This is a genomic window from Kumtagia sp., assembly GCF_059502445.1.
The window spans coordinates 49623-74905 of sequence record NZ_JCACER010000015.1 but is presented as its reverse complement, the minus strand read 5'-3'; the positions used below and the strand labels follow the sequence as shown (position 1 = coordinate 74905).

Here is a 25283-nt window from a genome sequence, read left to right as displayed (position 1 = left end):
ACGCGAACGCGGACGCACGGTTTCGCGAAAAGTAACTTGGAGTCTCGACGGTCGGGCCTGTGCTCAGGCCTCGGTGCGCCGTGTGAACTGTCCGGCCGGGCGGTAGCGCCAGAGATAGGAGGGCAGGATCGTGGCGATGGTCTGCGGCTGCAGGCCGATGGTCGCGAAGGTGCGGCCTTCCCGCTCCGCCGCCTCCGACACCACGTTGTGCGTCCTGAGCAGCGTCACCTGGTCCGACGTCAGCAGCGGCTTGGGCAGCATCCCGAGGATCGCGCCCTGCAGCGAGGCGATCGACCACGGCACCGGCACCAGCAGCCGCTTGCGGTCGATGATCTCCAGCATCTCCTCCATGCACTGCCGGAAGGTGAGAACCTGCGGGCCGCCGAGTTCGTAGATTTTCCCGCCCTCGACCTTGCCGTCGACCGAGCGGGCGATGGCTTCGGCGACGTCGCCGACGAAGACCGGCTGGAATTTCGTGGTACCGCCGCCGATCAGCGGCAGCACCGGCGAGAAGCGGGCCATGTTGGCGAAACGGTTGAAGAACTGGTCCTCGGGCCCGAACACGATCGACGGACGGTAGACGACCGCGCCGGGAATGGTCTCGAGGACGGCCTCTTCGCCCTTTGCCTTGGTGCGGGCATAGACCGACTGCGAGCGGGCGTCGGCGCCGAGCGCCGAGCCATGGGTGAGGCCGGCGCCGACCGCACGCGCGGCTTCCGCCACCGCGCGGGCGCCGACTTCCTGCACGGCGGCGAAGCGCTGCTTGCCGCTTTCGTAGAGGATGCCGACGAGGTTGATGACGTGGTCGGCGTCCTGCACGGCGCGGTCGACCGACCAGTGCACGCGCAGATTGGCCTGCACCGCCTGGATCTGGCCGACATTGCCGAGCGGCTGCAAATGGCCGGCGAGGTCGGGCCGGCGGGTGGCGACGCGCACCTGGTAGCCGCGCTTGGCCAGCGCCCGCACGACATGCCGGCCGACGAAGCCGGACCCGCCAAAGACCGTCACGAGTTTCGGGGTCTGGAGGATCTCGGTCATCTGTTGGCTCCGGGCAGGCCTTTGGCTGTCGACCGTCTCATAATCGGTTTCGCCGAAAAGGCAAAGCGCCCGCGGATGCGGCGGAAATCACGTAAAGCGCCGGCGGCGGACGCGCGCGTTCCCTGAAAAGAACGCGCTCCGCCTTGCGCATCCGCGCCTTGGCCCCAGCCGGCCACCGTTCAGGGCCTTGCGCGAATCCGGTTGGGAAGACTAATCCAGTTGGGTCAGGAGGAATGCGAATGGACAAGGGCAAGGTTCTGCTGTCGGTCAGCGGGTTCAACCCGCAGCGTTGGCACGAGCTTCTGGCTGCCGGCCGCGAGGTGGTGACGAAGCCGGACGGGCCGGGCGACCCGTCGATCGCTTATGCGGTGGTGTGGAAGCAGCCGCCCAGCATCCTCGCCGGGCTGCCCAATCTCAAGGCGATCTTCTCGATCGGCGCCGGCGTCGATCATATCCTGGCCGACCCGACGGTGCCCGACGTGCCGATCGTGCGCGTGGTGGCCGACAACCTCGCCCGGCACATGACCGAATATGTGGTGTGGCGTGTGCTCGACCATCACCGCTTCGGCCCGTCCTACCAGGCGCAGCAGAAGCGCAAGATCTGGCGCGAGCTGCCGCAGCGCACGGCGAGCGACGTCTCCGTCGGCGTCATGGGGCTGGGCAGCCTCGGCCGCGACGCCGCCCGCGCCCTGCTGTCGCTCGGCTTCCGCGTCAATGGCTGGAGCCGCTCCGAGCGCAGGGTCGAGGGCGTGACCGCCTTCGCCGGCGACGCCGGCCTGCGGCCCTTCCTCAACGCCACCGACATCCTGGTCGTGCTGCTGCCGCTGACGGCGGCGACGCGCGGCATCGTCGACTACGGCCTGCTCAAGGAACTCCGGAAGCGCAACGGCCTCGGCGGCGCGGTGCTGATCAATGCAGGCCGCGGCCGGCTGCAGAAGGACGACGACATTTTGCGGGCGCTGGACGACGGCACGCTGAAGGAGGCGAGCCTCGACGTGTTCGAGGTCGAGCCGCTGCCGAAGACCAGCCCGCTATGGACCCATCCGCGCGTCTTCGTCACCCCGCACGCCGCCGCCACCTCCGATCCCGACCACCTGGTCGGGCCGATGCTGGCGCAGATGGACGCCCACGACCGCGGCGAGCCGCTGCGCGACCTCGTCGACCGGCAGGCGGGATATTGAGTGGGACGCCGTACGATCATTTGTCCTAGAGAAGGAAGGCGCCGCGATGATCACCGGATCGATGTGCAGGGCCGCCCGGGCGCTGGTGGAGATCACACGAGCAAAGCTGGCATCGATTGCGCATGTCGACGAGGCAGTCATCGAAGCCTTCGAGCGCAAGGTCGCCGAGCCCGATGACGACGTCATCCGCGCGCTGCAGGCGGCGCTGGAGAGTCTTGGCGCCGGCGTCCGCCTCAAATTCAGCCGCTCGGTGACGCGGCGGCTGTCAACGCTGGAAGGGGAAGGCGGTCCGGCCGCCAACGACGACGTCCCCTGAGCCGCCCGCGCCTAGGCCGAAGCGCCCTCCCGGTCGCCGGCGCGCCGGTGGAACCGGGCAGCGGCCGCAGGTTCGTCAGCAGCACCAGGAGCTGGCCCTGCCGACTGGTATCACTCCTGCCAGAGTGCCCGCCGCTGCACCTGCTCCAGACCCGCAACCTCGGCGCGCGCCACCGCGGTGCCCGTCGGGACGGACAGGATCGTTCGGAAGATGGGATCGCGCACATGCGCGGCGATCGACTCGGGCAAGTTGAATTCGTCGTCATCGGTGCCTGCGGCGGTGTCGTGGCAAGGACCGTCGAAACGGACGAAGCAGGCGCGTGAGCCGTTAAACAGGTGCCGGATCGCCACTACCGCCTCGCGCCACCACGCGGAGTCTTAGGCGGCCTCGTAGACCATGCCGAGGGTGCGCAGAAGGGAATCGTCCGTCGGTTCGCTCATCGGCAGGATCCGTGGCGGGACACGAAGTCGCCGATCCCTCTCTCGGCAACCCTTGGTTAATTCAAGGATTTCATCGAAGCGCAAGCTTGATCTTTTCAAATAGACGAAGAATTTCTTCGGATTTTATGCAGGAATGGCTCTTCTCTCCGGAAATCACCACGCAGTATCTGCCGATCCAATTGGATATCTTGGAGTGGTTATCCCTTTCGGCCTACTCCGTCCGCTATGATAACAAGGCGATTGATTGGCAGTTCTGCAACTCAGCCCGGCAATCGCCTTCACGGACCAGGATCGGCTTCCTACCTCAATCTTCACTGGTTGGAGGTATGCACTTTGCATCCATCGAACCCGCTTTGTTTCAGACAGGGACTTGCCCGACATAAAGCGGTGGCAAAGCTTCAACATCATGCGGTTGCAAGGAAGGCTGCGGTCCGGTCGATGCGCCGCATTCCCTAATGGACAACGCGTGGGAGGACACGATGGCATGGCAAGTTCCTATCTCCACCAGTAAGGACACAGCGGTAGCGTTCCTCAACGAAACCGATAGTGTGCTTGTTCTGGAGAACGTCGCGATCGTCTCTACAAGTTCACCAACGATCGAAGGTCGCGGCAGCAATCATCAGGTGCAGGTCTACGGCGACGTCGCCGCGACAGGTCACAACGCCATCGATCTCGGAGGTGAGTACAGAATCGACAACAAAAACAGCGTCCACATCTATGAAGAAGGAAGCGTTTTCGTTCGCACTGTCGGCATTGCGACAGCCGCCGTCGACTTGCGTTGCTTCAATTCCTCGGTGATCAACGAGGGTTTCATTTCGGCCAGCTATCTGGGGATAAGCCTCGTAGGCGTAAGCAGCGACACTGTCTCGACAGTCATCAATTCAGGGGTGATCCAGGCGGATGAGTCCGCCATTTCATCAGGAGGTACGGAATCGGTCACCATCAGGAACAACGGCACGATAGAAGGCGGCCAATTCTCATATGAAGGGGGAGTAGCAAAATCCAGCATCACCAACACCGGCACAATGATCGGCGAGGTGCAATTGAGCAGTCTCGACGATCTTTATGATGGGCGGCTGGGGACGGTCGACGGTGACGTGAAAGGCTGGGGAGGCAATGATCGGCTCTACGCCGGCATTGGCAACGACAGGCTATTCGGTGGTAATGACAACGACACGCTGATGGGCGGTGCCGGCGCCGATTATCTGAGCGGCGGAACGGGCATCGACCGCGCCGCATACACCACGGCGAAGGCCGGCGTCACCGTCAGCCTCGCCAATCCGACGTTGAATACCGGTGACGCCAAGGGTGATACGTTCAACTCGATCGAGAACCTGACCGGCTCGGACTTTTCCGACAATCTGTTCGGCACCAATGCCCGCAACGTGATTTCCGGGGGCGCCGGCAACGACGTCATCAAGGGCTACAACGGCAACGACACGCTGGCAGGCGGGAGCGGCAAGGATGTCTTCGTCTTCAACTCGGCGCTGAATGCCACCGGCAACGTCGATGTCATCACCGACTTCCTCGCTGTGAACGACACAATCCAGCTCGACAATGCCGTCTTCGCCGCGCTGACGACACTCGGCACGCTGGCGGCCGCCGCTTTCCGCGCCAACACCACCGGCCTCGCGCAGGACGCCTCCGACCGCGTCATCTACGAGAACGATACGGGCGAACTCTACTACGACTTCAACGGCAGCGCGGCCGGCGGCGGCATGCTGTTTGCCAAGCTCGATCCGGGACTATCGCTCGCCAGTGCGGATTTCGTGGTGATCTGAGCTGCACCGTCATCCGGCGGGAGGCCGCCAGTTCGGGATTGGCCTCACGCCTCCCCGTTCCGAAATGAAGCACGGACGGTCGGGATCGCTACGACGACGGCCGCACCCCAGAAGTTTACGCCCCCTTAAATCGCCGCATTTAGTCTCCAACCGGTTGCCGCTCGGCAAAAACGGGGACAGCGACGCAGGCAATGGCAAGACGCAACGGCACGCGCATCGAGCCGACATTCGACGGGCCGTCCCGGCGTCCGGCGTCCGGCGACTTCTCGCTCGACGAGGACGACCGCGTGCTGCCGTCGCAGCGCAAGCGCGCGCCAGCCGCACGCGAGGCCGGCAAGGCGCGGCGGGAGCAGCGTAGCGCCGCGCCGCGCCGCAGCCGCCGCCTCGGCCTGGGGCGGCTGTTCTACTGGTGCTGCGTGCTCATGCTGTGGGCCGGCATCGGGCTTGCCGGCCTCGTCGCCTGGTACGGCGCGCAACTGCCCAGCGTCGCCAACTGGTCGATCCCAGACCGGCCGCCCAACGTCAAGATCGTCGCCGTCGACGGCGCGCAGATCGCCAATCGCGGCATGACCGGCGGCGAGGCGATCGGCCTGCACGAGATGTCGCCCTACATCCCCCAGGCGGTGATGGCGATCGAGGACCGCCGCTTCTATTCGCATTTCGGCGTCGACCCGATCGGCCTCGCCCGCGCCATGCTGCATAACGTCCTCGACGGCAGCTTCAGCCAGGGCGGCTCGACGCTCACCCAGCAGCTCGCCAAGAACCTGTTCCTGCAGCCGGACCGCACCATCGAGCGCAAGGTGCAGGAGGTGCTGCTGGCGCTGTGGCTGGAGCACGAGCACAGCAAGGACCAGATACTGGAAATGTACCTGAACCGGGTCTATTTCGGCTCGGGCGCCTACGGCGTGGAGGCGGCGTCGCGCCGCTATTTCGGCAAGTCCGCGCGCGATGTGACGCTCTCCGAGGCTGCGCTGCTCGCCGGCCTGCTCAAGGCGCCGTCGCGGCTGTCGCCGGCGCGCGACCCGCAGGCGGCGGAGCGGCGGGCGCAGCTCGTGCTCGCCGCCATGCGCGACGAGGGCCTGATCGGCGAGAACGAGCTGACGACGGCGATGAGCGCGCCCGCCACCCGCGCCGCCGCCTTCTGGACCGGCTCCGAGAACTATGTCGCCGACCGGGTCATGGGCGAGCTGCCGGCGCTCATCGGCGACGTGCGCGCCGACATCGTCGTCGACACCACCATCGACCTCGACCTGCAGCAATTCGCCGAAAAATCGATCCGCCGGCTGATCGACGAGAACCGCGACAAGCTCGACGTCAGCCAGGGCGCGCTGGTGTCGATCGACAATTCCGGCGCGGTGCGCGCCATGGTCGGCGGCTACGACTACGCCAACAGCCAGTTCGACCGCGCCTCCGAGGCGCGCCGGCAGCCAGGCTCGGCGTTCAAGCCCTTCGTCTTCCTGGCCGCAATGGAGCAGGGCGTGCGGCCGGACAGCGTGCGCAACGACGCGCCGATCCGCATCGGCAAATGGTCGCCGCAGAACTACAACGGCAAATATTACGGCCAGGTCACGCTGGCCACCGCGCTCGCCAAATCGCTGAACTCGGTGGCGGCGCAACTGGTGATGGAGGTCGGCGCCGGCTCGGTGGTGGAGGCCGCCCAGCGCATGGGCATCCAGTCCGAGCTGCAGGCCAACAACGCGATCGCGCTCGGCACGTCCGAGGTGACGCCGCTGGAGCTCACCGCCGCCTACGTGCCCTTCGCCAATGGCGGCTATCGGCCCGACCTGCATTTCGTGCGCCGCGTCACCACCGCCGAAGGCAAGGTGCTCTACGAGCATCCGTCCGGCGCGTCGCCGCGCGTCATCAGCCCCGAGATCGTCGGCATGATGAACGCCATGATGAAAGAGACGCTGTCGGACGGCACTGCGCGCAAGGCCCGCTTCGGCTGGCCGGCGGCCGGCAAGACCGGCACCAGCCAGAAGTCGCGAGACGCCTGGTTCGTCGGCTACACCGCCAATCTCACCACCGGCGTGTGGTTCGGCAACGACGACGGCCGGCCGATGAAGAAGGTGACCGGCGGCGCGCTGCCGACGCTCGCCTGGCACGAGTTCATGGCGGCCGCGCACCAGGGCGTGCCGGTGGCCGAGCTGCCCGGCCGCTGGGAGCCGGTGCCCCACCTGATCGACGAGAGCGTGCCGGATGCGGCGGTGGCGGGCGATGTCGGCGGCCAGACGGCCGAACCGGTCGCCGGACTGCCGCAAGACCCGGCCTTGGATCCCGTAGCCTACCCGACGGCCGACGACCCCACCGCCTCGATCCGTCACCCGGTGCCCAGCGCCGACGTCGGGGGCCCGGCGGTGCGGCGGCAGAACTCCATCCTCGACATTATTCTTGGCAACGGCGGGTGATGTGGATTGTCTCAGGACCGCGCTGCAGGCGGCCCTCTCCCCGTTCTTCACGGCTGTCGGATTCTCACATCTTCCATCGTTGGCGCATCATGTTGATATGCGCTGCTTTATGAGTGCTTCATTCTGCTCTGTCGGGCGTGTCGCTGCCGCCACGGCATGGATCCTATGGTCTCCGCGACGGCCTTCGGCCTGCTCCGCCATAGGATGACGAAAGGTGGAATGGTTCGGCTACTCGCCAGCGGCCCGTGAGCCTTTAACGGTTGCGATTAGCCTGTAACATCAACGCCTTCGTCATCCTAGGGCGGAGCCGGAGCGCAGCGGAGGCGAAGACCCTAGGATCCATGCCGTACCGGTTGTGAAGTGCTCCGGCGCCGACGGCATCCTATCAGATGTGTGAACGCGGTAGCCGTTCTTCACGGGGAGAGGATGCCGGCAGGTGAGGGGCTGCACCGACCGGTCAAACAAACAACCGCTGATATTATCCGACGAAGGCCCGCTCGACGACGAAGTCGCCGGGATGGCTGACGGAGCCTTCCTTGAAGCCGAGGCTCTCGGCAAGCTCCTTGACGTCCTTCAGCATGTGCATGGAGCCGCAGATCATGATGCGGTCGGCCGCCGGATCGAGTTTTTCGATGCCGACATCGCTGTAGAACTTGCCGGATTCGATCAGTGCGGTGATGCGGCCCATGAAGGGCGACTCCTCGCGCGTCGTCGTCGAATAGAGCGTGACGCGGCCGTTGGTGAACTCGCCGATCAGCGGATCGTCGGCGAGGCCGGCGACCAGCTCCTGGCCGTAGACCAGCTCGGCCCTGTCGCGGCAGGTGTGGGTAACGATCACCTGCTCGAACTTCTCATAAGTGTCGGGGTCGCGCAGCAGGCTGGCGAAGGGGGCAATGCCCGTGCCGGTCGAGACCATCAGCAGGCGTCTGGCCGGCGTCAGCGCGTCGACCACCAGCGTGCCGGTCGCCTTGTGGCGCATCAGGATCGGATCGCCCGGCTGGATCTTCTGCAGCTCCGAGGTGAGTGGCCCGTCCGGCACCTTGATGGAGAAGAATTCGAGCTCCTCGTCCCAGGCCGGGCTCGCCACCGAATAGGCGCGGAACACCGGCTTCTCCGCGTTGGGCAGGCCGATCATGACGAACTCGCCAGAACGGAAGCGCAGCGACTGCGGCCGGGTGACGCGGAAGGCGAACAGCCGGTCGGTGTAGTGCTTGACCGACACCACCGTCTCGACATGCACGTTGGCCGGAATGGGGAACGGCAGCGGGCGCGCATCCCGCGTCTCAAGCAGCAAGGGAGAATTCATCGGCGCCGCGCCTTTTCGTCTTTTTTTCGCGCACAGACGCCCTTAGCGCGGCGGGCGCTTCGGCCCGCCGTCGAGTGACGCATGCCCGGAAGCTAAGCTCTTGTGTCGTGAGTTTATTAGTATACAAACAAGTTTTAGGTCAAGCTGCGGGCGGAAAACAGCTTTCCAAACTGTCTGCGCCCGGTAGTCCGGGCGTTTCGGATAGGTCGAATGCGAGAGAATATTTCCGCGAAGGCCGGAAGCGTCGTCGCCGGCATAGACGTCGGCGGAACCTTCACCGATCTCATCCTGATCGACGGCCGCGGCGGTCAGGTGCGCATCGCCAAGACGCCGACCACGGTGCGGAACCAGGCCTTCGGCGTCGTCTCGGCACTGTCCGAGGCGGATTTCCCGGTCAGCGGCATCGACCTCATCGTCCACGGCACGACCACAACGACCAACGCCGTGCTGGAACGCCGGCTCGCCCGCACCGGGATGATCACGACGCGCGGTTTCCGCGACGTGATCGAGCTCGGCCGGCGCACGCGGCCACAGCCCTATGGCATGACCGGCAGCTTCGTGCCCGTCATCCCCCGCGATCTCCGGCTGGAGGTGTCCGAGCGGGTAGAGGCCTCGGGCGCGGTGCGCGTGCCGCTCGATGAGCAGGAGGTGCGCGAGGCGGTCCGAGATCTGCTCGCCGCGGGCTGCGAGTCGCTCGTCATCCATTTCCTGCACGCCTATGCCAATCCGGCGCATGAGCGGCGCGCCGCCGAGATCGCCGCGGAGCTCTGGCCGAACGGCTACATCACCACCGGGCATTCGCTGCTGTCGGAGGCACGCGAGTTCGAGCGCGGCGTCACCGCGGCGGTCAACGCCAGCGTCCAGCCGATCCTCGAGCGCTACGTGGCGCGGCTGCGCGCCGAGCTGGAGGCGCGCGGCTATGCCCGCGACTTCCTGATCATGAACGGCAATGGCGGCATGATCTCGGCCCGCAACGTCACCCGCGAGGCGGCCAAGACGGTCATGTCCGGCCCGGCTTCCGGCGTCATCGCCGCCGCCTATACCGGCCGGCGCGCCGGCTTCGCCTCGCTCGTCACCTACGACATGGGCGGCACCTCGACCGACGTCGCGCTGATCCGCGACGCCCAGCCCGCCGTCTCCAACGAGATCGAGATCGAATACGCGATGCCGATCCACGTGCCCATGGTCGCCGTGCACACGGTCGGCGCCGGCGGCGGCTCGATCGCCCGCGTCGACGCGTCGGGCCTCATCCAGGTCGGGCCGCAGAGCGCCGGCGCCGACCCCGGCCCGATCTGCTACGGCCGCGGTGGCACCGAGCCGACCATCACCGACGCCAATCTCGTGCTGGGCCGGCTCAACCCGAAGAAGCTGCTCGCCGTCGAGCACCCCGTCACCGTCGAGGACGTGACGAAAATCTTCGAGGACAGGATCGGCCGACCGACCGGCCTCGACGGTTTCGCCGCCGCCGGCGCGGTGCTGCGGCTGGGCAACATCAAGATGGCCGGCGCCGTCCGCATGGTCTCGGTGGCGCGCGGCCACGACCCGCGCGACTTCGCCCTGTTCGCCTTCGGCGGCGCCGGCCCGCTGCACGCGTCGGCGCTGGCGCGCGAGCTCGGCCTGCCGCGCGTGCTGGTGCCGGCCCGGCCGGGCATCACCAACGCCTTGGGCTGCGTGGTGGCCGACATGCGCCACGACTTCGTCAATACCGTCAACCGGCCGATCGCCACCCTCGACGAGGCGGAGATGCGCTTGATCCTGGAGCGCCAGCGCGCGCAGGGCGTGGCGCTGATCGAAGAAGAGGCGGTGAAACCGGAGACGATCAACTTCAGCCATTCGGCCGACATGCAGTTCGTCGGCCAGACCCACATCATCACCGTGCCGCTACCCTCTGCCGCGGTGTCGCGGGCCGAATTGCAGGCGCTGTTCGAAAAAGCCTATTTCGCGCGCTTCCGCGTCGAGCTGCCGGAAATCCGCGCCAATCTGGTCAATCTCAATACCTCCGTCACCGGCATGCGGCCGCCGCTCGACCTGTCGCGGCTGATCGATCCGGCCGGCCGCGCCGCGACTCTTGCCGAGGCGCTGACCGAGACGCGCCCCGTCTGGTTCGACGGCGTATGGCACGACACGCCGGTCTATGCGCGCGAAAAACTGCCGCTCGACGCCGGGATCGCCGGCCCGGCGATCCTCGAACAGATGGACTGCACGACCGTGCTGGAGCCCGGCGACCGCGCGCGTTCGGATTCGGACGGCAATTTGATCGTGGAGGTGGGGAGATGAGCACGGCGCCGACGTCCCCCTCCCCCTTGGGAGGAGGGTGGCCGGTCCTGAGCTTGCCGAAGGGCCGGTCGGGAGGGGTAACTTCTGAAGCGCGGGACGCTAATAGGGCCGTCGAACACTGCCTTTGCGACCCCACCCTGCCAGCTGCCGCCGGCAGCTGGCTTCCCTCCCCTCGAAGGGGAGGGGGGAGTGCAGAGCCATGACCCTCGACGCCATCACCCTCTCCGTCATCCAGGCCGCACTGCAACAGGCCTGCGACGAGATGGACCTCGCCTTCAGCAGAGCCGCCTTCTCGCCGGTGATCGCCGAGGCCAACGATCGTTCCGACGGCATCTACTCGGCCGTGGACGGCTCGCTCATCGCCCAGGGCAATGAAGGCCTGCCGGTCTTCGTCGGCGTTATGCAGCATTCGACAAAAACCATCATCGAGATGATCGCCGCCGGCCGCTGCCTGCCGCCGGAGGAAGGCGACATCTACATCGTCAACGACCCCTATCTCGGCGGCACGCATCTGATGGACGTGCGCTTCGCCATGCCGGTCTATCGGGGCGGGAAAATCTTCTGCTGGCTCTCCAACACCGGCCACTGGCCCGACATCGGCGGCGCGGTGCCCGGCGGCTTTTCGGCCTCGGCCACCGCGGTCGAGCAGGAGGGGCTGCGGCTGCCGCCGGTAAAGCTGTTCAAGAAGGGCGCGCTCGACCCCGAGATCTATGCCATCATTACCTCCAACATCCGCGTCGCCGACCAGCGCATCGGCGACATCAAGGCGCAGGCGGCAGCACTGCATGTCGGCCGCGAGCGGCTCTTCCAGATTCTCGATCGCTACGGCGACGACACCGTCGGCGAGGCGATCGCCGAGCTGCGCCGCCGCGCCGCCGAGCAGATGCGGGCGCATATCGCCAAGATTGCCAACGGCACCTATCGCTCCACCGCCTATGTCGATTCCGACGGCGTGGTCGACCAGCCGCTCACGATCGCGCTGGCGGTGGAAAAGTCCGGCGACACGCTCATCTTCGACTTTGCCGGGTCAAGCGCGCCTTGCGCCGGGCCGATGAACAGCGTGCTGGCGACGACGCTGTCGGCGGTCTACCTCGCCATGCGCCACATCTTCCCCGACGTGCCGATCAGCGCCGGTGCTTTCGAGCCGCTGGTGGTGAAGCGGCCGGAAGGCACCTTCCTCGATGCGAAGTATCCGCGCCCAGTCTCCGGCTGCGCGGCGGAGGTGTCGCAGCGCATCGCCGAGGCCGTGTTCGCCGCGATGGTGCAGGCGCTGCCCGACAAGGTGACCGCCGCGCCCGCCGGCTCCAGCGGCAATTTCGCGCTGGGCGGCTCCGATCCGGCACGCGGCCGCGACTATGTCATGTACCAGATCTCCGGCGGCGGTTATGGCGGCCATGCCGGCGGCGACGGGCTGACCAATGGCTGCTCGACCATCGGCATCTCCAAATCGCCGCCGGTCGAGATCATGGAACAGGCTTTTCCGGTGCTCTACCGCCACTACCGGCTGCGCGAAGGCTCCGGCGGCGCCGGCAAGCAGCGCGGCGGCTTCGGGCTGGCCTATGAGGTCGAGCTGCTGCGCGGCGAGGCGCGCGCTTCCTTCGTCATGGATCACGGCCGCGTCGGCCCGCAAGGCGTGCTCGGCGGCAGCGACGGCGCGGTCAACAAGGTCACGGTGTGGCGCGACGGCGTCGCCCATGTGCCGCCGCATCTGTCGAAGGAGCAGGACATCCCGCTGCAGGCCGGCGACCGCGTCAGCGTGGAAACCCCCGGCGGCGGCGGCTTCGGCGACCCGCGCCAGCGCGACCCGGAGCTGGTGCGGCGCGACGTGGCGATGGGGTACTATACGCCGGAACAGGCGGCGGAGATGTTCGGGGTGAGGGTTGCCTCGGAGAGGCCTCCACGGCAACCGTTGAAAACCAGCTGAATTGATGGCATAAAATGCCATCATGGCGGCAAGGTTGATCGTCCGGGAGCGCGTGGTCTACCCTGACGGCGACATTGTCGAGATGGTTGTCTGGATGCTGCCGGAGCCAGTGCCTCCGACGACACATGGCTTCAAGTACCGCCTCGTCTATGTCCGCGGGGGCCAACGCGTCCTGGGCTACGACAACGAGCGCGGCAAAGGCGATCATCGCCATTTTCGCGGCGAAGAATCGACGATTCGGTTCCTTTCGATCGAGGGCTTGCTCGAAGCGTTCGTCGCGGAAGTCGAACAGATGAGAGGCGATAGATGAGAAAGCAGATCATCGTCGGCGGCAGTCTGGCAGATGCGGCGAAGCGGGTGGCAGACGCGTGGCATCGGGCCGAGCGGGGCGAGGTTTTCCAGCCCGAAGACAACGTCACCTTCGTCTCCTGGGCCGGCTTGTCGGCTGCCCTGACGGAAAAGCGCTATGAATTGCTCAAGGCGCTGCATCGCAGGCCTGCCGCCAGCATCAGGGAGCTGTCGCGCACGCTCGGCCGGGATTTCAAGCGCGTGCATGAGGACGTGTCGGCGCTGAGGCAGATCGGGCTGATCGAGGTCGGCCCGGACGGAATGTTGATGGCCGGCTATTCCGAAATCCGCGCCGTGATCACCATGGGGGACGCGGCGTAGTTGGCGCCAAGGCGCCGGGGACAGTTTACTATCCCTGGGTCGGCGACCCGCGCCAGCGCGATCGTGAAGCGGTGCGGCGCGACGTGGCATTGGGATACTATACGCAGGAACAGGCTGTGGAGATGTTCGGGGGCGGCGGACTGAGATAACCTGCCGGATGGGTTTCGTTGAGGAGTAGACAGTGAGCGATGCGGAGAGCCAGTCTTTGGTTGAACTCCGGAGCGCTATCGAGCAGCTCTATGCGGTCTTCGACCGCTATCCTGCTCCGCACACGCTCGAGATGTCGCCGCTCGAGAATCGGCTCCGTTTCGCCGGGCTTTTGTCATCCACCCCCCTGAGAGAGCTGGTAGACGACGAACTCGGACTCTATGCGGACTCGGCACTCTGGACAGTAGGTGATGCCGACAACTACCGGCATTTTCTGCCGAGGATATTTGAGATCGCCGTTGCTGGTGCTCCCCACCGATTTGGCTTCGCGCCGGAAGTCATTGCAGCCAAACTCGGATACGCCAAATGGCGAAGCTGGCCTTTCGTCGAACAGCAAGCGATAGAGAACGTGGTTCGAGCGGCATGGCGACGTTCGCTTGGCTGGCATGTCGACACTGCAGATCCGATCCCATGGCTGGAGGCGATTGCCGCGCTGGGCATGAGCACGTCGCAGGCGCTCGATGCCTGGGAGAAAGACCCGTCTGCCAAGGCGCTTCTACAGTGTGCCAGGTTCGCCATCGAATCCATGCCGAAGATTGCAAAAGGGAAAACGGTCATCGATGCAATGGTGACGGAATGGCTTCAGTCGAAGAAGCTCGCCGAAACACTTTTTGCGGCAGCGGTAGAATTGCCTTTGACGAATGACGAGCGGGAGCAACTCGCCTGGGCGAGCGACCTCATTCGCAACTTCGCGTAGCGCCTGCCTCAGGCAATCTTCCCCAGCAGCCTGACCAGCGTATCCACTTCCCTGGACGTCAGCGGCGACAGCGTCTCGGCAGTGATCTTCTCGGCCAGCGGGACCAGCTCTTCCACCGCGCGGCGGCCGGCGTCGGTGAGCCGCACCATGATCAGGCGCTTGTCGCCGTCGTTGCGGCCGAGCTCGACCATGCCGCGCGCCTTGAGCCGGTCGATTACGCCCTTGATGGTGGCCGCGTCCATGGCGACGAGCTGGCCGAGCTGGTTCTGTGACGTCTCGCCGATGTCGCGCAGCTTGGCGAGTGCGGCGAACTGCGGCGGCGTCAGGTCGGCGATGTGGGCGGCGAACAGCGCGACATGGCGCTGGTGGGCGCGCCGCAGGATGAAGCCGATCTGGTCGTCGAGCCGATACTCCCCGGCGGCCGGCTCGCCAGCCTCGACCAGCTTCAAGATATTCTCCTCGCCGCTCACCTCAGCCCGTCCCACAGCTTGATGTCGGCGGCCGCCAGCCCGCCCATGCGGTCGTGGACCCGTCCGCCGACCGCCATGGCGAGCAGGAAGACGATTTCGTCCGGCCGGGGGCCGTCGGCAGCGCCCACCTCCATCGCGTCGAAATGACTGCGCACATAGGCGGCGTTGATGTGCCCGAGCGGCACGTCGAGCTTCGCACCGAAGCCGCCGACCTTCATCGCCGACGGCACGATCGCCTTGGCCCCTCCCAGCCGCTCGCGCATGGCGTAGCCGCCCGGCACGTGCCACAGCGCCCCATGCTCGACTTCGCCATCCGTGCCGACGATGGCGCCCTTGCCATAGCCGTCGATCGCCGCGACGTCGCCGCCCAGCGCGGCGATCAGCCGGTCCGTCAGCATCAGGCCGAGCGGCTTCAGGTCCTCCATCGCCGGCTGCAACTCCTCGACATAACGGCCGACGTACGGGTTCTTCACCACCGCGAGGGCGGCCGCGCGCCGCCGCGGGTTTTTGGCTGCCGGCCCACCGTCGTGAAAGATTTCTTCGGTGATGACCGCAACCTTGCGGATGGGAAATTCAGGCATGTGTGCGGTCCTTGGATTGTCTTGGCCGTTGGTCTGCTAATGCGGCTGCTAAGCCCTTGGGCAGGATTCGCTCCACGTCGCTCGCTCTGTCCTTCAGCAAGGCGCGCGGCGATGCGGCCGGCTTAGGCCCAATGGGGAGGGTAAGAGCGTCGCATGCCCTCATCTCTCCCGCCAGGAATAGCGCTGCGGTATCGATCAGGCCGCGCAAGCGCAAGGCCTCGGCAACCGCCAGCCCGCGCGCCAGCGCCTCGTCGATCTCGGCAGCCGTCAGCGCGCCCACGCCGACCGTCACCGGCCGCGCCCCCAGGTCGCTGTCGGGCGCAAGCTCCACTGCCGGCCGGCGCGAAACGGCCGGATGTTTTGGCAGGTCGACGGCATTGGCGATCACCGTCGCGGCGGCGTCGGCCTCGGCGCCGGTGCGCGCCAGAACGGTGACGGCATCGGCGATGCCGAGCGAGAAGGAGCGGCCGCGCCAGCCCGATGTGGCAATGCCGCGCACCGGATCGGCGGCACGGATCGTCACCCGATCGGCAAAGCCATGGCCGGTTCCGGCAATCGCGAGCGAAAATTCCTGTCCCGGCGCAAGGTGCAGGGCGATGTCGCCGCCATTGTTCACATAGGCCCGCTCCAGCGTCCGGCCTGCCAGCATGGCAGCCAGCATCTCGTCTGCCACCGAGCCGGCCACCGCCGCCATCGGCGTGATGAATTCTTCCGCCAGCGGCTCGACCGCGGCTTCCATGCGCCGCGCCGTGGAGGCTATGAAGGCACGCGGCGCACCGAGACGCGCCGCCCGCCTCAACTCCGGCAGCTCCGCCACCAGCTCGGCCAGCACCGAGCGGAAACGCGCCACCGCCTGCGCATAGGCCGCATGCACCTCCTCCGCCGTCCCGAACGCCTCGACGATCAGGTCGATCGGCCCGTGATTGAGGTGCAGCCGCCTTCCGCCCGGCAGCCAGCTGGCCCGCGGCTCCTGCATCATCTCGTCCGCCGGAGCTGCTGCAGCGGCGGCCACGGGTTCTCGCGGGCGGCGATCGCGGCGCGACGGTCGTTCAGATATTCGCCGCCCTTGGCCAGCACATCCTCGACCGTGCGGATCTCAGCCTCGTAGCCGCCCAGCCGCACATAGTCGTCGCGTCGCAGCGTGAACTCGATCGGCGCCACCAGCGCCGGGGTCGGCACAGAGCCGAAGGCGCCTTCCGGCACGCGGGTGACGTCGACCATCAGCGTGATGCCGCCGCCCGGCCACACATAGACCGGAGCGCCGCCGACCGTGACATAGGTCTCAAAACCCTGCACCGAGCGGGTGAGATTGACCGGGTTTTCCGTGACCCCGGCGCGCAGGCTTCCGCCGGCGCCACCGACGAACAGCACGGTGCACAGCGCCGGTTCGCAATTCTCCTCGATCAGCCGCACCGATTTCCTGAGCCGCTCCGGAAACGGCTTTTCCACCGGCTTCAGATCCTCGTCGAGCTCGTAATAGGCGAACTGCTCGCCGGTGGTCGACACCATAAGCAGCGACAGGCCGGGACGCGCGCCCTTCCTGGCGTTCCAGTCGCCGAGGATCGACAAAGGGTCGGAGATGGTCGTGCCGCCCCAGCCCAGGCCCGGCTCCGACACCTTGAAGTAGCGCCCCGGCGTCGAGCGCCGCCCGACGATTTTTATCCCCGTATCCTCCCAGCCCAGGACCTTGCCGGCCTGGTGCTCCGAGATCACGCCGGTGATGTGGTCGTCGACCACCACCACCTCATCGACAAGCCCGCGCCACTGGGTGGCAAACATGCCAATGGTGGCCGAGCCGCAGCCGACGCGCATGCGGTGCTCGACCTTGCCGTCGATCACCGGCGCCTTGCCGGCCTCGACCACCACTGTCGCGCCGCCGTCGATGGCGAGCTCCACCGGCTTGCGGTTGCATAAATCGAGCATCGCATCGCAGGTGGCGCGGCCTTCCTGCTTGGAGCCGCCGGTCAGATGGTGCACGCCGCCCAGCGACAGCATCTGCGAGCCGTATTCGCCGGTGGTCACATGGCCGACCGCCTCACCCTGGGCCCGCACGATCGCCGTCTCAGATCCGATATGGCGGTCGGTATCGATCTTTATCTTGACCCCGCAATAGGAGAAGATGCCTTCCGTCACCACGGTGACGAGGTCGACACCCTCAACCTCCTGACTGACGATGAAGGGCGCCGGCTTGTAGTCGGGATAGGTGGTGCCGGCGCCGATCGCGGTTACGAAGCGCCGCCCCGTATTGACCAGTTCGCCGTTCCACGCCTCGCCCTCCGCCCCGAAGGGCACCATCGCGCCGCCGCCTCCGACCGCATGCTCGAGGATAGTGAGCGGATCGCAGCGCACGATTTTCCCCCCGGCATTGCCGTAGCGGTCGCATGCGCCGGTGCGGCCCTCGGCGATGTAGCACATCACCGGGCAGGCATCGCAGCGGATCTTCTCCGCCACCTGCTTCGCGCCGGGGTCGTGCGTGTCGAAGCGTTCGGCGAGTTCGCTCATGGGTGCCGCTCGACCGCTGAGACCGCCGCGACGATTTTCCGATACCCCGTGCAGCGGCACGGGAAGGGGCGTGCGCCGTGCGCCGGGCAAAAATCCGTTCGGCCCGCGAGGATCCGCCGCCGCCGCTCGCTCAGGAGACCGAGGGCTTCGCCGACCGTTTTCGGTTTCGCGTAGCGGATCACGCAAATGCCTTTCCGACGGAAGAAACCGGCGAAATTCATTCGTATGCAAATGATATCAGCGGCCGGCGGATTGTCAAAGCCGCACGCCGTGGCCGCCGCGCGGAAATCCGGTCGGGGAGGGGTGCCGGAATCCTCGTATGCGGGGTTGACGCCGACCCCGCTTGCGTCGACTTTCGCAAGCCGCTGCAGCGCGGCGGTCTTCGGAATGGGAGAGCATATGAGCGAGGAAGCGCTCGTCGTCATCGACGTCCAGAACGATTTCTGCCCGGGCGGCGCGCTCGCTGTCGCAGACGGCGATGCGATCGTGCCGGTGATCAACGGGCTGATCGCCGACTACGACCACGTCGTGCTGACTCAGGACTGGCACCCCGATCTGCATTCAAGCTTCGCTTCCTTCCATGCCGGCCGGCAGCCCTTCGAGACCATCACCATGCCCTATGGCGAGCAGACGCTGTGGCCGGATCACTGCATCCAGGGCTCGCCGGGCGCCGCCTTCCATCCCGGCCTGCAATGGACCAAGGCCGAGCTGATCGTGCGAAAAGGCTTTCGCCCGGCGATCGACAGCTACTCCGCCTTCTTCGAGAACGACCACACCACGCCGACCGGTCTCGCCGGCTACCTGCGCGAGCGCGGCATCGGCCAGCTCACGCTGGTCGGGCTGGCGACCGACTTCTGCGTCGCCTTTTCCGCCCTCGACGCGGCGCGGCTGGGCTTCGATGTGACGGTGCGGCTCGACGCCTGCCGCGGCATTGATCTCGGCGGCTCGCTGGAGGCGAGACTGGGCGAGATGCGCGACGCCGGCGTCGTGCTGGCGTGAGGAGGGTGCTTCCTTCGATGCTCGCCCGCCAACGGTCGGACTCGGTTCGCCCGCACCGCATCGACGATTGAGGCAAACTGGTCAGCGGGCGTGCCTCGAAGGACGTACCGCCATTCGATGAAGGACTCCATGCGTTCGGTTTTTTGCGCGGCCCTGCTGCCGGCTCTGCTTCTGTGTCCCACGACCGCCCTCGCCGCCGAGGGCCATGGACTGCCTGGCGACTCCATGTCGCTTTTCTGGGCGCTGCCCTTCGTCGGCCTGCTGCTGTCGATCGCCACCGGGCCGCTGCTCTATCCGCATGTCTGGGAGCACCATTACGGCAAGATCACCGCCGCCTGGGCGGCGCTGGTGGTGCTGCCGATGCTGGTCCTGCACGGCTGGGCGGTCTCGGCCGAGGCGCTGCTGCATACGCTGCTGCTGGAATACATGTCCTTCATCATCCTGCTGTTCGCGCTGTTCACCATCGCCGGCGGCATATTGGTGGCGGGCAACATCCACGGCACGCCGCTGACCAATGCCGCGCTTCTGTTGATCGGTGCGCTGCTCGCCTCGGTCGTCGGCACCACAGGCGCCTCGATGATCATGATCCGGCCGGTCATCCGCGCCAACGACAACCGCCCGTTCAACGCGCATGTCGTGGTCTTCTTCATTTTCCTCGTGTCCAACATCGGCGGCGCGCTCACCCCGCTCGGCGACCCGCCGCTGTTCGTCGGTTTCCTGCGCGGCGTCGACTTCTTCTGGACGGCCGCGCATCTGTGGAAGGAGACGCTGTTCGTCGGCGTCGTCGTGCTTGCCGTCTTCCTCGCCCTGGATTACTGGTTCCACCACCGCGAGGCCGGTCTGCCTAAGATCAAGGACCCGACGCCGGACAGCAGGGTGTGGGTGCGCGGCCTCGCCAACCTGCCGCTGCTTGCCGGCGTCATCGCCGCCATCCTGCTGTCGGCCAGCTGGAAGCCGGGCATCGCCTTTACCATTGCCGGCGTGGCGCTGGAGCTGCAGAACATCGTGCGCGACCTGATCATCCTGGCGCTCGCCCTGACCTCGTTGAAGGTGACGCGGGCAGAATACCGCCGGGCGAACGGTTTCGCCTGGGGGCCGATCGCCGAGGTGGCAAAGCTGTTCGCCGGCATCTTCATCTGCATCGTGCCGGTCATCGCCATCCTGAGGGCCGGCGCAGCCGGCGCGCTCGCCCCGCTGGTCGCGCTGGTGTCGACCGAGAGCGGCCTGCCCAACGACCTCGCCTATTTCTGGCTGACCGGCGGGCTCTCCTCCTTCCTCGACAACGCGCCGACCTATCTCGTCTTCTTCGAACTCGCCGGCGGCGATCCGCAGGTGCTGATGACGACGCTCGCCACGACGCTCGCGGCGATTTCCACCGGCGCGGTGTTCATGGGCGCCAACACCTATATCGGCAATGCGCCCAACTTCATGGTTTACGCGATCGCCCGGCACCGCGGGGTGAAGATGCCGAGCTTCTTCGGCTACATGCTGTGGTCGGGCGCGGTGCTGATCCCGATCTTCCTGGTCGCGGGCTGGGTGTTTTTCGGATGAGCGTCTCTTCCTCCGCCTGCCGGCGAAGTGTCCCATGGAGGATGGGGCAGGATCGCCACGCTGCCTTGTCGCAGGGCGGCGCGGCCTTTTCAGGCTCGATCTGATCGCTCGCCCAGGACCTGCATGCCACGGTCGTGACGGGATCGGTTAGGCGGCCGCCTTGGCGCAATTGGCGCAGGTGCCGCGGAACTCGATGACGGCCCTGTTGGCTGCAAAGCCGTTGGCGCCGACCCAGGCGTCGAGGCGGCGGCCGATCTCCTCGTCGGAGAACTCGGCGACGTGGCCGCACTTGTCGCAGATGGCGAAGGCGATCATGCGGTGGTTGTGGTCGTGCGGCTCGCAGCAGGCGACGAAGGCGTTCATGCTCTCCAGCCGGTGCACGAAGCCGGCGTCGATCAGGCCGTCGAGCGCCCGGTAGACCTGCAGCGGGGCGCGAAAACCGTCGGGGCGCAGCTGGTCGAGCAGCGTATAGGCGCTGAGCGGCGCCGAAGCCGCTTCGAGCCGGTCCAGCACCTTGGCCTGGTTCTTCGTCAGGGATGCCCGCGTCGCCATCTTGCCTTCGCTACCGCTAGCCTGGCCGCAACGGCGCGACCAGTCCGTCATAGGTAGCGGTTCGCGGCGTATTTTTCCACTCCCGCGCGCTGGGGGAGACGGCCGAAGGCCGAAAGGGTGTGAAGCGGTCAGCCGTGCCGGCCTACAAGGTCGCGCCGAGATGCCAGGGCACGAACTCGTTGTCGCCGTAGCCGAACAGCTCGCTCTTGGTCTTCTTGCCCGATGCCGTGTCGACGATCAGCTCGAACAACTCGCGGCCCATCTGCGGGATCGTTTTCTCGCCCGTGGCGATGACCCCGCAATTGACGTCCATGTCCTCTTCCATCGAATTGTAGAGGGCAGTGTTGGTGGCGACCTTGATCGACGGCGTCGGATGGCTGCCGAAACAGGAGCCGCGACCGGTGGTGAAGACGATGACGTTGGCGCCGCCCGCTACCTGGCCAGTGGCCGAGACGGGATCATAGCCGGGCGTGTCCATAAAGACGAGGCCGCGGCCGGCGACCTTCTCGGCATAACCGAACACGCCGTTGAGCGGCGTCTGCCCGCCCTTGGCGACCGCGCCGAGCGACTTTTCCAGGATGGTGGTGAGGCCGCCGCGCTTGTTGCCGGGCGACGGGTTGTTGTCGATTGAGGCGCCGTGCTTGGCGGTATGATCCTCCCACCACTTGATGTAGCCGTCGAGCTTCTGGGCGATCTCCGGTGAGGCGGCGCGATAGGCGAGCAGGTGCTCGGCGCCGTAGATCTCGGTGGTTTCGGACAGAATGCCGATGCCGCCGACGCCAGCCAGGATGTCGACCGCCGCCCCCAGGGCGGGATTGGCGGTGATGCCCGACATGCCGTCGGAGCCGCCGCATTGCAGGCCGACGACGATCTCCGAGACGGGGATCGGCTCGCGCGGGAGATTGCCGACCTCCTCGCAGATCTCGGCCAGCACGCCCATCGCCTTCTCGACCGATTTGCGCGAGCCTCCGGCGTCCTGGATGTTGAAATGGCGTTTTCCCGCCGCCACGCCCTTCTGGCCGTAAAGGGTGAGCTGGTTGACCTCGCAGCCGAGCCCCACCATCAGGACGCCGCCGAAATTCGGGTGGCGAGCATAACCGGCGAGCGTGCGGTGCAGCACCATCATGCCGTCGCCGGTGGCGCTCATGCCGCAGCCCTGGCCGTGAACGATCGGCACGAAGCCGTCGATGCCGGGATAGAGCGGCAGCAACCGCCGGTTGGCCTCGTCGGCAATGGCGTGGCAGACGGTGGTCGAGCAGTTCACGCTGGCGACGATGCCGACGAAGTTGCGCGTGCCGGCGCGCCCGTCGGCGCGGCGGTAGCCCATGAAGGTGCGCGCCTTGTCCGCTTCCGTCGCCTCGACCGGCGCCGACGGCGGCACTACCGGCATGCGGCCGGATTCGAAGACGAGGTTGTGGGAATGCACATGCGCGCCGGCGGCTATGTCCTCTGTCGCCCGGCCGATCGCCTGCGCGTATTTGATCACCGCCTCGCCTTTCGCGATCGGCCGGATCGCCACCTTGTGGCCGGGTTCGATGACCGTCAGCGCCGCCGCGCCGGCCGGAAGCGCCTCACCCGCCTCGATGCGGCCGTTGGCGACCACCACGTTGTCGGCTTCGGACAGAAGAATGCATTTCGCGACGGTCACGGCAGTGGTTCCTGGCTGGGGTCGACATTGGCTAGGGGCGGTGGATCGAGCGCCGGCGGGATCGATTGGGCAAGGTCGGATTATCCGCGGTTGACAGTGGCGGATAGCATTGTCTTTTATGTTAAAAAAACATTTTGACGTCAATTGCTTTTTAGCCTCGCTGTCGCGAGGATCCGGGTAAGCGGGCGGGCCGGATGTCCAAGACCAGCATCGTATTCAAGCAGACCTACAACCGCTGTTTGCACCTACTCGAGGGCTGCGAGAGTCTGCCTTCCGAGCCGGAGCTCGGCCTGACGCTCGGCGTCAGCCGCACCACCGTCCGCGCCGTGCTGACGCAGTTGGAGGGGACGAGGCTGATCTCCTGGAACAAGCGCAGCAAGGTGCGGCTGCGCGAGCCTTGCGTTGCCGATTTCTATCCGGCGGAGGAAACGGATTCTCCCGCCGATATCGTCGAGCGCGGCTTCATGCGGCGGCTGCTGGCGCAGGGCGTGGAGCCGGGAACGCAGCTCACCGAGGCGGAGTTGGCGCGCGACATGGGCGTCGGCGCCAGCAGCGTGCGCGAATTCCTTATCCGCTTCAGCCGCTTCGGCCTGATAGAGAAACGGCCGAAGAGCCGATGGAGGTTCAAGGGCTTCACCCGCGACTTCGCGCTCGAGCTCATCGAGATCCGCGAGATGTTCGAGCTGCGCTCGGCTTTTGCCTTCACCACGCTGGCCGAGGAAAATCCGGCCTGGGCGGCGTTGGACCGCATCGAGGCCGAGCACCACGCGCTGGCGGCGTCGATGGCGACGCGCTACGGTGATTTCTCGGAGCTCGACGAGCGCTTCCACCGGCTCATCCACAACGCGTCGCGCAACCGCTTCATCATCGATTTCTACGACGTCATCGCGATGATCTTCCACTACCACTACCAGTGGAACAAGGTCGGCGAGCGGGAGCGCAACGCCTCGGCCGTCGCCGAGCACCTCGCCTATGCGGAGGCGCTGCGTTCACGCGACCGCGGCCGCGTGCAGGCTGCCTGTGGCGCGCATCTGACATCGGCGCGCGACACGCTTCTCGATTCCGTGCCGAGCCGCGTCTGAGCAGTCGTCGGGCACCTCCCAGTGCGTCAATTTTTTCTGATGGCCGATGGAACCATTTAGCATGGGGCGCGTTGATGCCTGCTTACCCCAAATCCGTGGGAGGAGATGGAATGGACACCAAGCCTTTCCGCGCGCCTGTGTGGCTGCGTGTCGAGGACTCCGTGACTGAAATAGAGACCCTGCACGAGGCCGTCGCCTTTCTCGCCGACTGGCCGCGTGGCCGCCAGGGACCCGTCTATGCCTGCGCCAAAAGGAGCTGCGAAGCAGCGCTTGCCGGAACCATGAAGGTGGACGATGCACGCAAGGCCTTCGAGAGCTTTGCCAGGATCACCGGCATTCTGGCGCGGCGCCAGTTCAAGCCGGATCCCACAGCCAAGCCGCGGCCGCCCGTCGTCTCGGGAATGCATCGCTGACATGCGCGCCGGATCAGCCCGGCGCGCCGGCGACCGACCCGCGTACCACCAGATCGACCGGCCAGACCTCGCCGCGCGCCCCGTCCTCGACACCGGAGATGCGGGCGGCGAGGCGTTCCGCGAGGCGCGCGCCGGCCGCCCGGATTGAGGACCGCGTCGTCGACAGCGGAACCGGAAAATTCTCCGGCCTGAGCCAGGGAAAGACGTCGTCATGGGCGACCAGCGAGACGTCCTGCGGAACCGCCAGGTTCCGTTCGCGCAACGCGCGGACCACCCCCAGGGCCATGATCAGGCTGGAGCAGACGATCGCCGTGGGCGCCCCCGCCTGGTCGAGCAGGCTGAGCGTCGCCCGATAGCCGTTCTCCTCCGTCATCTGCACCGAGCGGACCATCGCTGGCGCGAGATCGAACCCGCCCGCCGCCAGCGCCCGCCGCAGGCCGCGCTCGCGGAAGATGGCGAAGGTCTGCGTGTCGTCGCCATTGATCAGCGCGATGCGGCGATGACCGAGCTGCACGAGCAGCCGCCCCGCCTCGTGAAAGGCGCCTTCATTGTCGATGTCGACATGCGCATAGGGGAAGTCGAGCCCCTCGGAGCGGCCATGCACGAGATAGGGCAGGCCGAGCTGCTGCAGCAGCATGATGCGGCGGTCGCGGGGACGCGGTGCCGAGACGTAGACGGCGTCGACCTGCTTGTTGGCGGCGACGCGGCGATAGGTGGTCTCCTCGTCGCCGGCCTCCGCCGGGCTGAGCACGAGATCGAGATCGTGCGAGCGCGCATAGTCGCCGAGGCCGGAGAGGAACTCGACGAAATGCGGGTCGATGTCGACGCTGGCGCCGGTCGGCAGCACGTGGCCGATCATGCCGGCCTTGCCGGTGGCGAGCCGCCTGGCGCTCGGGTTGGGCCGGTAGCCGTGCCGCTTGGCGGCATCCATGACCCGCCGGCGCGTCTCCTCGCTGACTTCGGGGTAGCCGTTCAGCGCACGGCTGACCGTCGTCTGCGAAAGGTCCAGCATCGTTGCGAGCTGCTTGAGGTTCATCAGCGCGCCGCCATCCCAAAGCGCTTTCAAATTTCAAAACGACTGGCGGGGCTCGAGAAGCGCCTGCCGAGTGACCAAATTAGGCCGCTTGGCCACCGCTTTGAAGCAAAATTTGTAATGCAACGCCGAAAAAGCATGCTGCACTGCAATGATGCCGGCAACCTAAATCGATTTATTATTGTCTGCTCTTGACATTCCGGATACG

General features: G+C 66.5%; 24 protein-coding genes. 13 read left to right on the top strand and 11 right to left on the bottom strand.

The annotated features are described in order from the left end of the window. Positions 1-63 precede the first annotated feature (63 nt). Positions 64-1038: a complex I NDUFA9 subunit family protein gene (locus AC5JDC_RS06500; protein ID WP_495840175.1), complete on the bottom strand. Its 975-nt coding sequence runs from the start codon at positions 1036-1038 to the stop codon at positions 64-66. 239 nt (positions 1039-1277) lie between these two features. Here AC5JDC_RS06500 and AC5JDC_RS06495 point away from each other — a divergent pair, with 239 nt between their 5' ends. Together AC5JDC_RS06495 and AC5JDC_RS06490 are read left to right on the top strand one after the other, a co-directional pair. After that, positions 1278-2219, top strand: coding sequence for a 2-hydroxyacid dehydrogenase (locus AC5JDC_RS06495; protein ID WP_495840173.1), 942 nt, complete (start codon positions 1278-1280; stop codon positions 2217-2219). Between the two features lie 46 nt (positions 2220-2265). Next, positions 2266-2535 carry a helix-turn-helix domain-containing protein gene (locus AC5JDC_RS06490; protein ID WP_495840171.1) on the top strand — a complete coding sequence of 90 codons (270 nt, stop codon included), beginning with the start codon at positions 2266-2268 and terminating at the stop codon, positions 2533-2535. 110 nt (positions 2536-2645) lie between these two features. Here the strand turns inward: AC5JDC_RS06490 and AC5JDC_RS06485 are convergent, their stop codons facing one another. Then, on the bottom strand, positions 2646-2885 hold the full coding sequence (locus AC5JDC_RS06485; RefSeq protein WP_495840169.1) for a hypothetical protein: 240 nt from the start codon (positions 2883-2885) through the stop codon (positions 2646-2648). 569 nt (positions 2886-3454) lie between these two features. Here AC5JDC_RS06485 and AC5JDC_RS06480 point away from each other — a divergent pair. Both AC5JDC_RS06480 and AC5JDC_RS06475 read left to right on the top strand, forming a co-directional pair. Continuing rightward, complete coding sequence (locus AC5JDC_RS06480; protein ID WP_495840167.1) at positions 3455-4756, top strand: calcium-binding protein; 1302 nt, start codon at positions 3455-3457, stop codon at positions 4754-4756. A gap of 191 nt (positions 4757-4947) precedes the next feature. Continuing rightward, positions 4948-7164, top strand: a complete 2217-nt coding sequence (locus AC5JDC_RS06475; protein ID WP_495840164.1) for a transglycosylase domain-containing protein — start codon at positions 4948-4950, stop codon at positions 7162-7164. Positions 7165-7642: 478 nt separating this feature from the next. Here AC5JDC_RS06475 and AC5JDC_RS06470 read toward each other — a convergent pair whose 3' ends face one another. Continuing rightward, entirely contained in the window at positions 7643-8470 is an 828-nt protein-coding gene (locus tag AC5JDC_RS06470) for a ferredoxin--NADP reductase (RefSeq protein ID WP_495840162.1), read from the bottom strand. Between the two features lie 210 nt (positions 8471-8680). On the opposite strand from AC5JDC_RS06470, the gene AC5JDC_RS06465 reads away from it, so the two are divergent. The 5 genes from AC5JDC_RS06465 (at position 8681) to AC5JDC_RS06445 (ending at position 14244) form a co-directional block, all read left to right on the top strand. Beyond that, positions 8681-10747, top strand: a complete 2067-nt coding sequence (locus AC5JDC_RS06465; protein ID WP_495840160.1) for a hydantoinase/oxoprolinase family protein — start codon at positions 8681-8683, stop codon at positions 10745-10747. Between the two features lie 199 nt (positions 10748-10946). After that, entirely contained in the window at positions 10947-12671 is a 1725-nt protein-coding gene (locus tag AC5JDC_RS06460; protein ID WP_495840158.1) for a hydantoinase B/oxoprolinase family protein, read from the top strand. Positions 12672-12693: 22 nt separating this feature from the next. Then, on the top strand, positions 12694-12981 hold the full coding sequence (locus tag AC5JDC_RS06455; protein ID WP_495840156.1) for a toxin-antitoxin system TumE family protein: 288 nt from the start codon (positions 12694-12696) through the stop codon (positions 12979-12981). Then, positions 12978-13340, top strand: a complete 363-nt coding sequence (locus tag AC5JDC_RS06450) for an HVO_A0114 family putative DNA-binding protein (RefSeq protein ID WP_495840154.1) — start codon at positions 12978-12980, stop codon at positions 13338-13340. Before AC5JDC_RS06455 ends, AC5JDC_RS06450 begins: the two co-directional genes overlap by 4 nt. 181 nt (positions 13341-13521) lie before the next feature. Continuing rightward, on the top strand, positions 13522-14244 hold the full coding sequence (locus tag AC5JDC_RS06445) for a hypothetical protein (RefSeq protein WP_495840152.1): 723 nt from the start codon (positions 13522-13524) through the stop codon (positions 14242-14244). Between the two features lie 8 nt (positions 14245-14252). Here the strand turns inward: AC5JDC_RS06445 and AC5JDC_RS06440 are convergent, their stop codons facing one another. Genes AC5JDC_RS06440 through AC5JDC_RS06420 form a run of 5 tightly spaced genes read right to left on the bottom strand, consistent with a single transcriptional unit; the run spans position 14253 to position 18222 of the window. After that, a complete protein-coding gene (locus tag AC5JDC_RS06440; protein WP_495840150.1) occupies positions 14253-14714 on the bottom strand; it encodes a MarR family winged helix-turn-helix transcriptional regulator in 462 nt (153 codons plus the stop codon). Next, positions 14711-15295, bottom strand: a complete 585-nt coding sequence (locus AC5JDC_RS06435; protein ID WP_495840148.1) for an amino acid synthesis family protein — start codon at positions 15293-15295, stop codon at positions 14711-14713. Before AC5JDC_RS06435 ends, AC5JDC_RS06440 begins: the two co-directional genes overlap by 4 nt. After that, complete coding sequence (locus tag AC5JDC_RS06430) at positions 15288-16271, bottom strand: UPF0280 family protein (protein WP_495840238.1); 984 nt, start codon at positions 16269-16271, stop codon at positions 15288-15290. Before AC5JDC_RS06430 ends, AC5JDC_RS06435 begins: the two co-directional genes overlap by 8 nt. Further along, positions 16271-17797, bottom strand: coding sequence for a 6-hydroxynicotinate reductase (locus tag AC5JDC_RS06425; RefSeq protein WP_495840146.1), 1527 nt, complete (start codon positions 17795-17797; stop codon positions 16271-16273). The genes AC5JDC_RS06430 and AC5JDC_RS06425 overlap by 1 nt, the downstream gene beginning before the upstream one ends. Further along, positions 17794-18222, bottom strand: coding sequence for a hypothetical protein (locus AC5JDC_RS06420; RefSeq protein ID WP_495840144.1), 429 nt, complete (start codon positions 18220-18222; stop codon positions 17794-17796). Before AC5JDC_RS06420 ends, AC5JDC_RS06425 begins: the two co-directional genes overlap by 4 nt. Here AC5JDC_RS06420 and pncA point away from each other — a divergent pair. Next, a complete protein-coding gene (pncA, locus tag AC5JDC_RS06415; protein WP_495840142.1) occupies positions 18197-18796 on the top strand; it encodes a bifunctional nicotinamidase/pyrazinamidase in 600 nt (199 codons plus the stop codon). The genes AC5JDC_RS06420 and pncA overlap by 26 nt on opposite strands. Positions 18797-19021: 225 nt before the next feature. After that, positions 19022-20347, top strand: a complete 1326-nt coding sequence (locus tag AC5JDC_RS06410) for a sodium:proton antiporter (RefSeq protein WP_495840140.1) — start codon at positions 19022-19024, stop codon at positions 20345-20347. Between the two features lie 147 nt (positions 20348-20494). Here the strand turns inward: AC5JDC_RS06410 and AC5JDC_RS06405 are convergent, their stop codons facing one another. Both AC5JDC_RS06405 and AC5JDC_RS06400 read right to left on the bottom strand, forming a co-directional pair. Further along, a complete protein-coding gene (locus tag AC5JDC_RS06405) occupies positions 20495-20899 on the bottom strand; it encodes a Fur family transcriptional regulator (protein ID WP_106774063.1) in 405 nt (134 codons plus the stop codon). 142 nt (positions 20900-21041) lie between these two features. Next, positions 21042-22547: a UxaA family hydrolase gene (locus AC5JDC_RS06400; RefSeq protein WP_495840138.1), complete on the bottom strand. Its 1506-nt coding sequence runs from the start codon at positions 22545-22547 to the stop codon at positions 21042-21044. A 194-nt stretch (positions 22548-22741) separates the two neighbouring features. Between AC5JDC_RS06400 and AC5JDC_RS06395 the strand changes: the two genes are divergently transcribed. Beyond that, complete coding sequence (locus tag AC5JDC_RS06395) at positions 22742-23629, top strand: GntR family transcriptional regulator (RefSeq protein ID WP_495840136.1); 888 nt, start codon at positions 22742-22744, stop codon at positions 23627-23629. A 110-nt stretch (positions 23630-23739) separates the two neighbouring features. After that, a complete protein-coding gene (locus AC5JDC_RS06390; protein WP_495840134.1) occupies positions 23740-24042 on the top strand; it encodes a DUF982 domain-containing protein in 303 nt (100 codons plus the stop codon). Positions 24043-24055: 13 nt separating this feature from the next. Here the strand turns inward: AC5JDC_RS06390 and AC5JDC_RS06385 are convergent, their stop codons facing one another. Continuing rightward, positions 24056-25078 (bottom strand): LacI family DNA-binding transcriptional regulator, encoded by a 1023-nt coding sequence (locus tag AC5JDC_RS06385; protein ID WP_106774113.1) that lies wholly within the window; start codon positions 25076-25078, stop codon positions 24056-24058. Between the last annotated feature and the right edge of the window lie 205 nt (positions 25079-25283).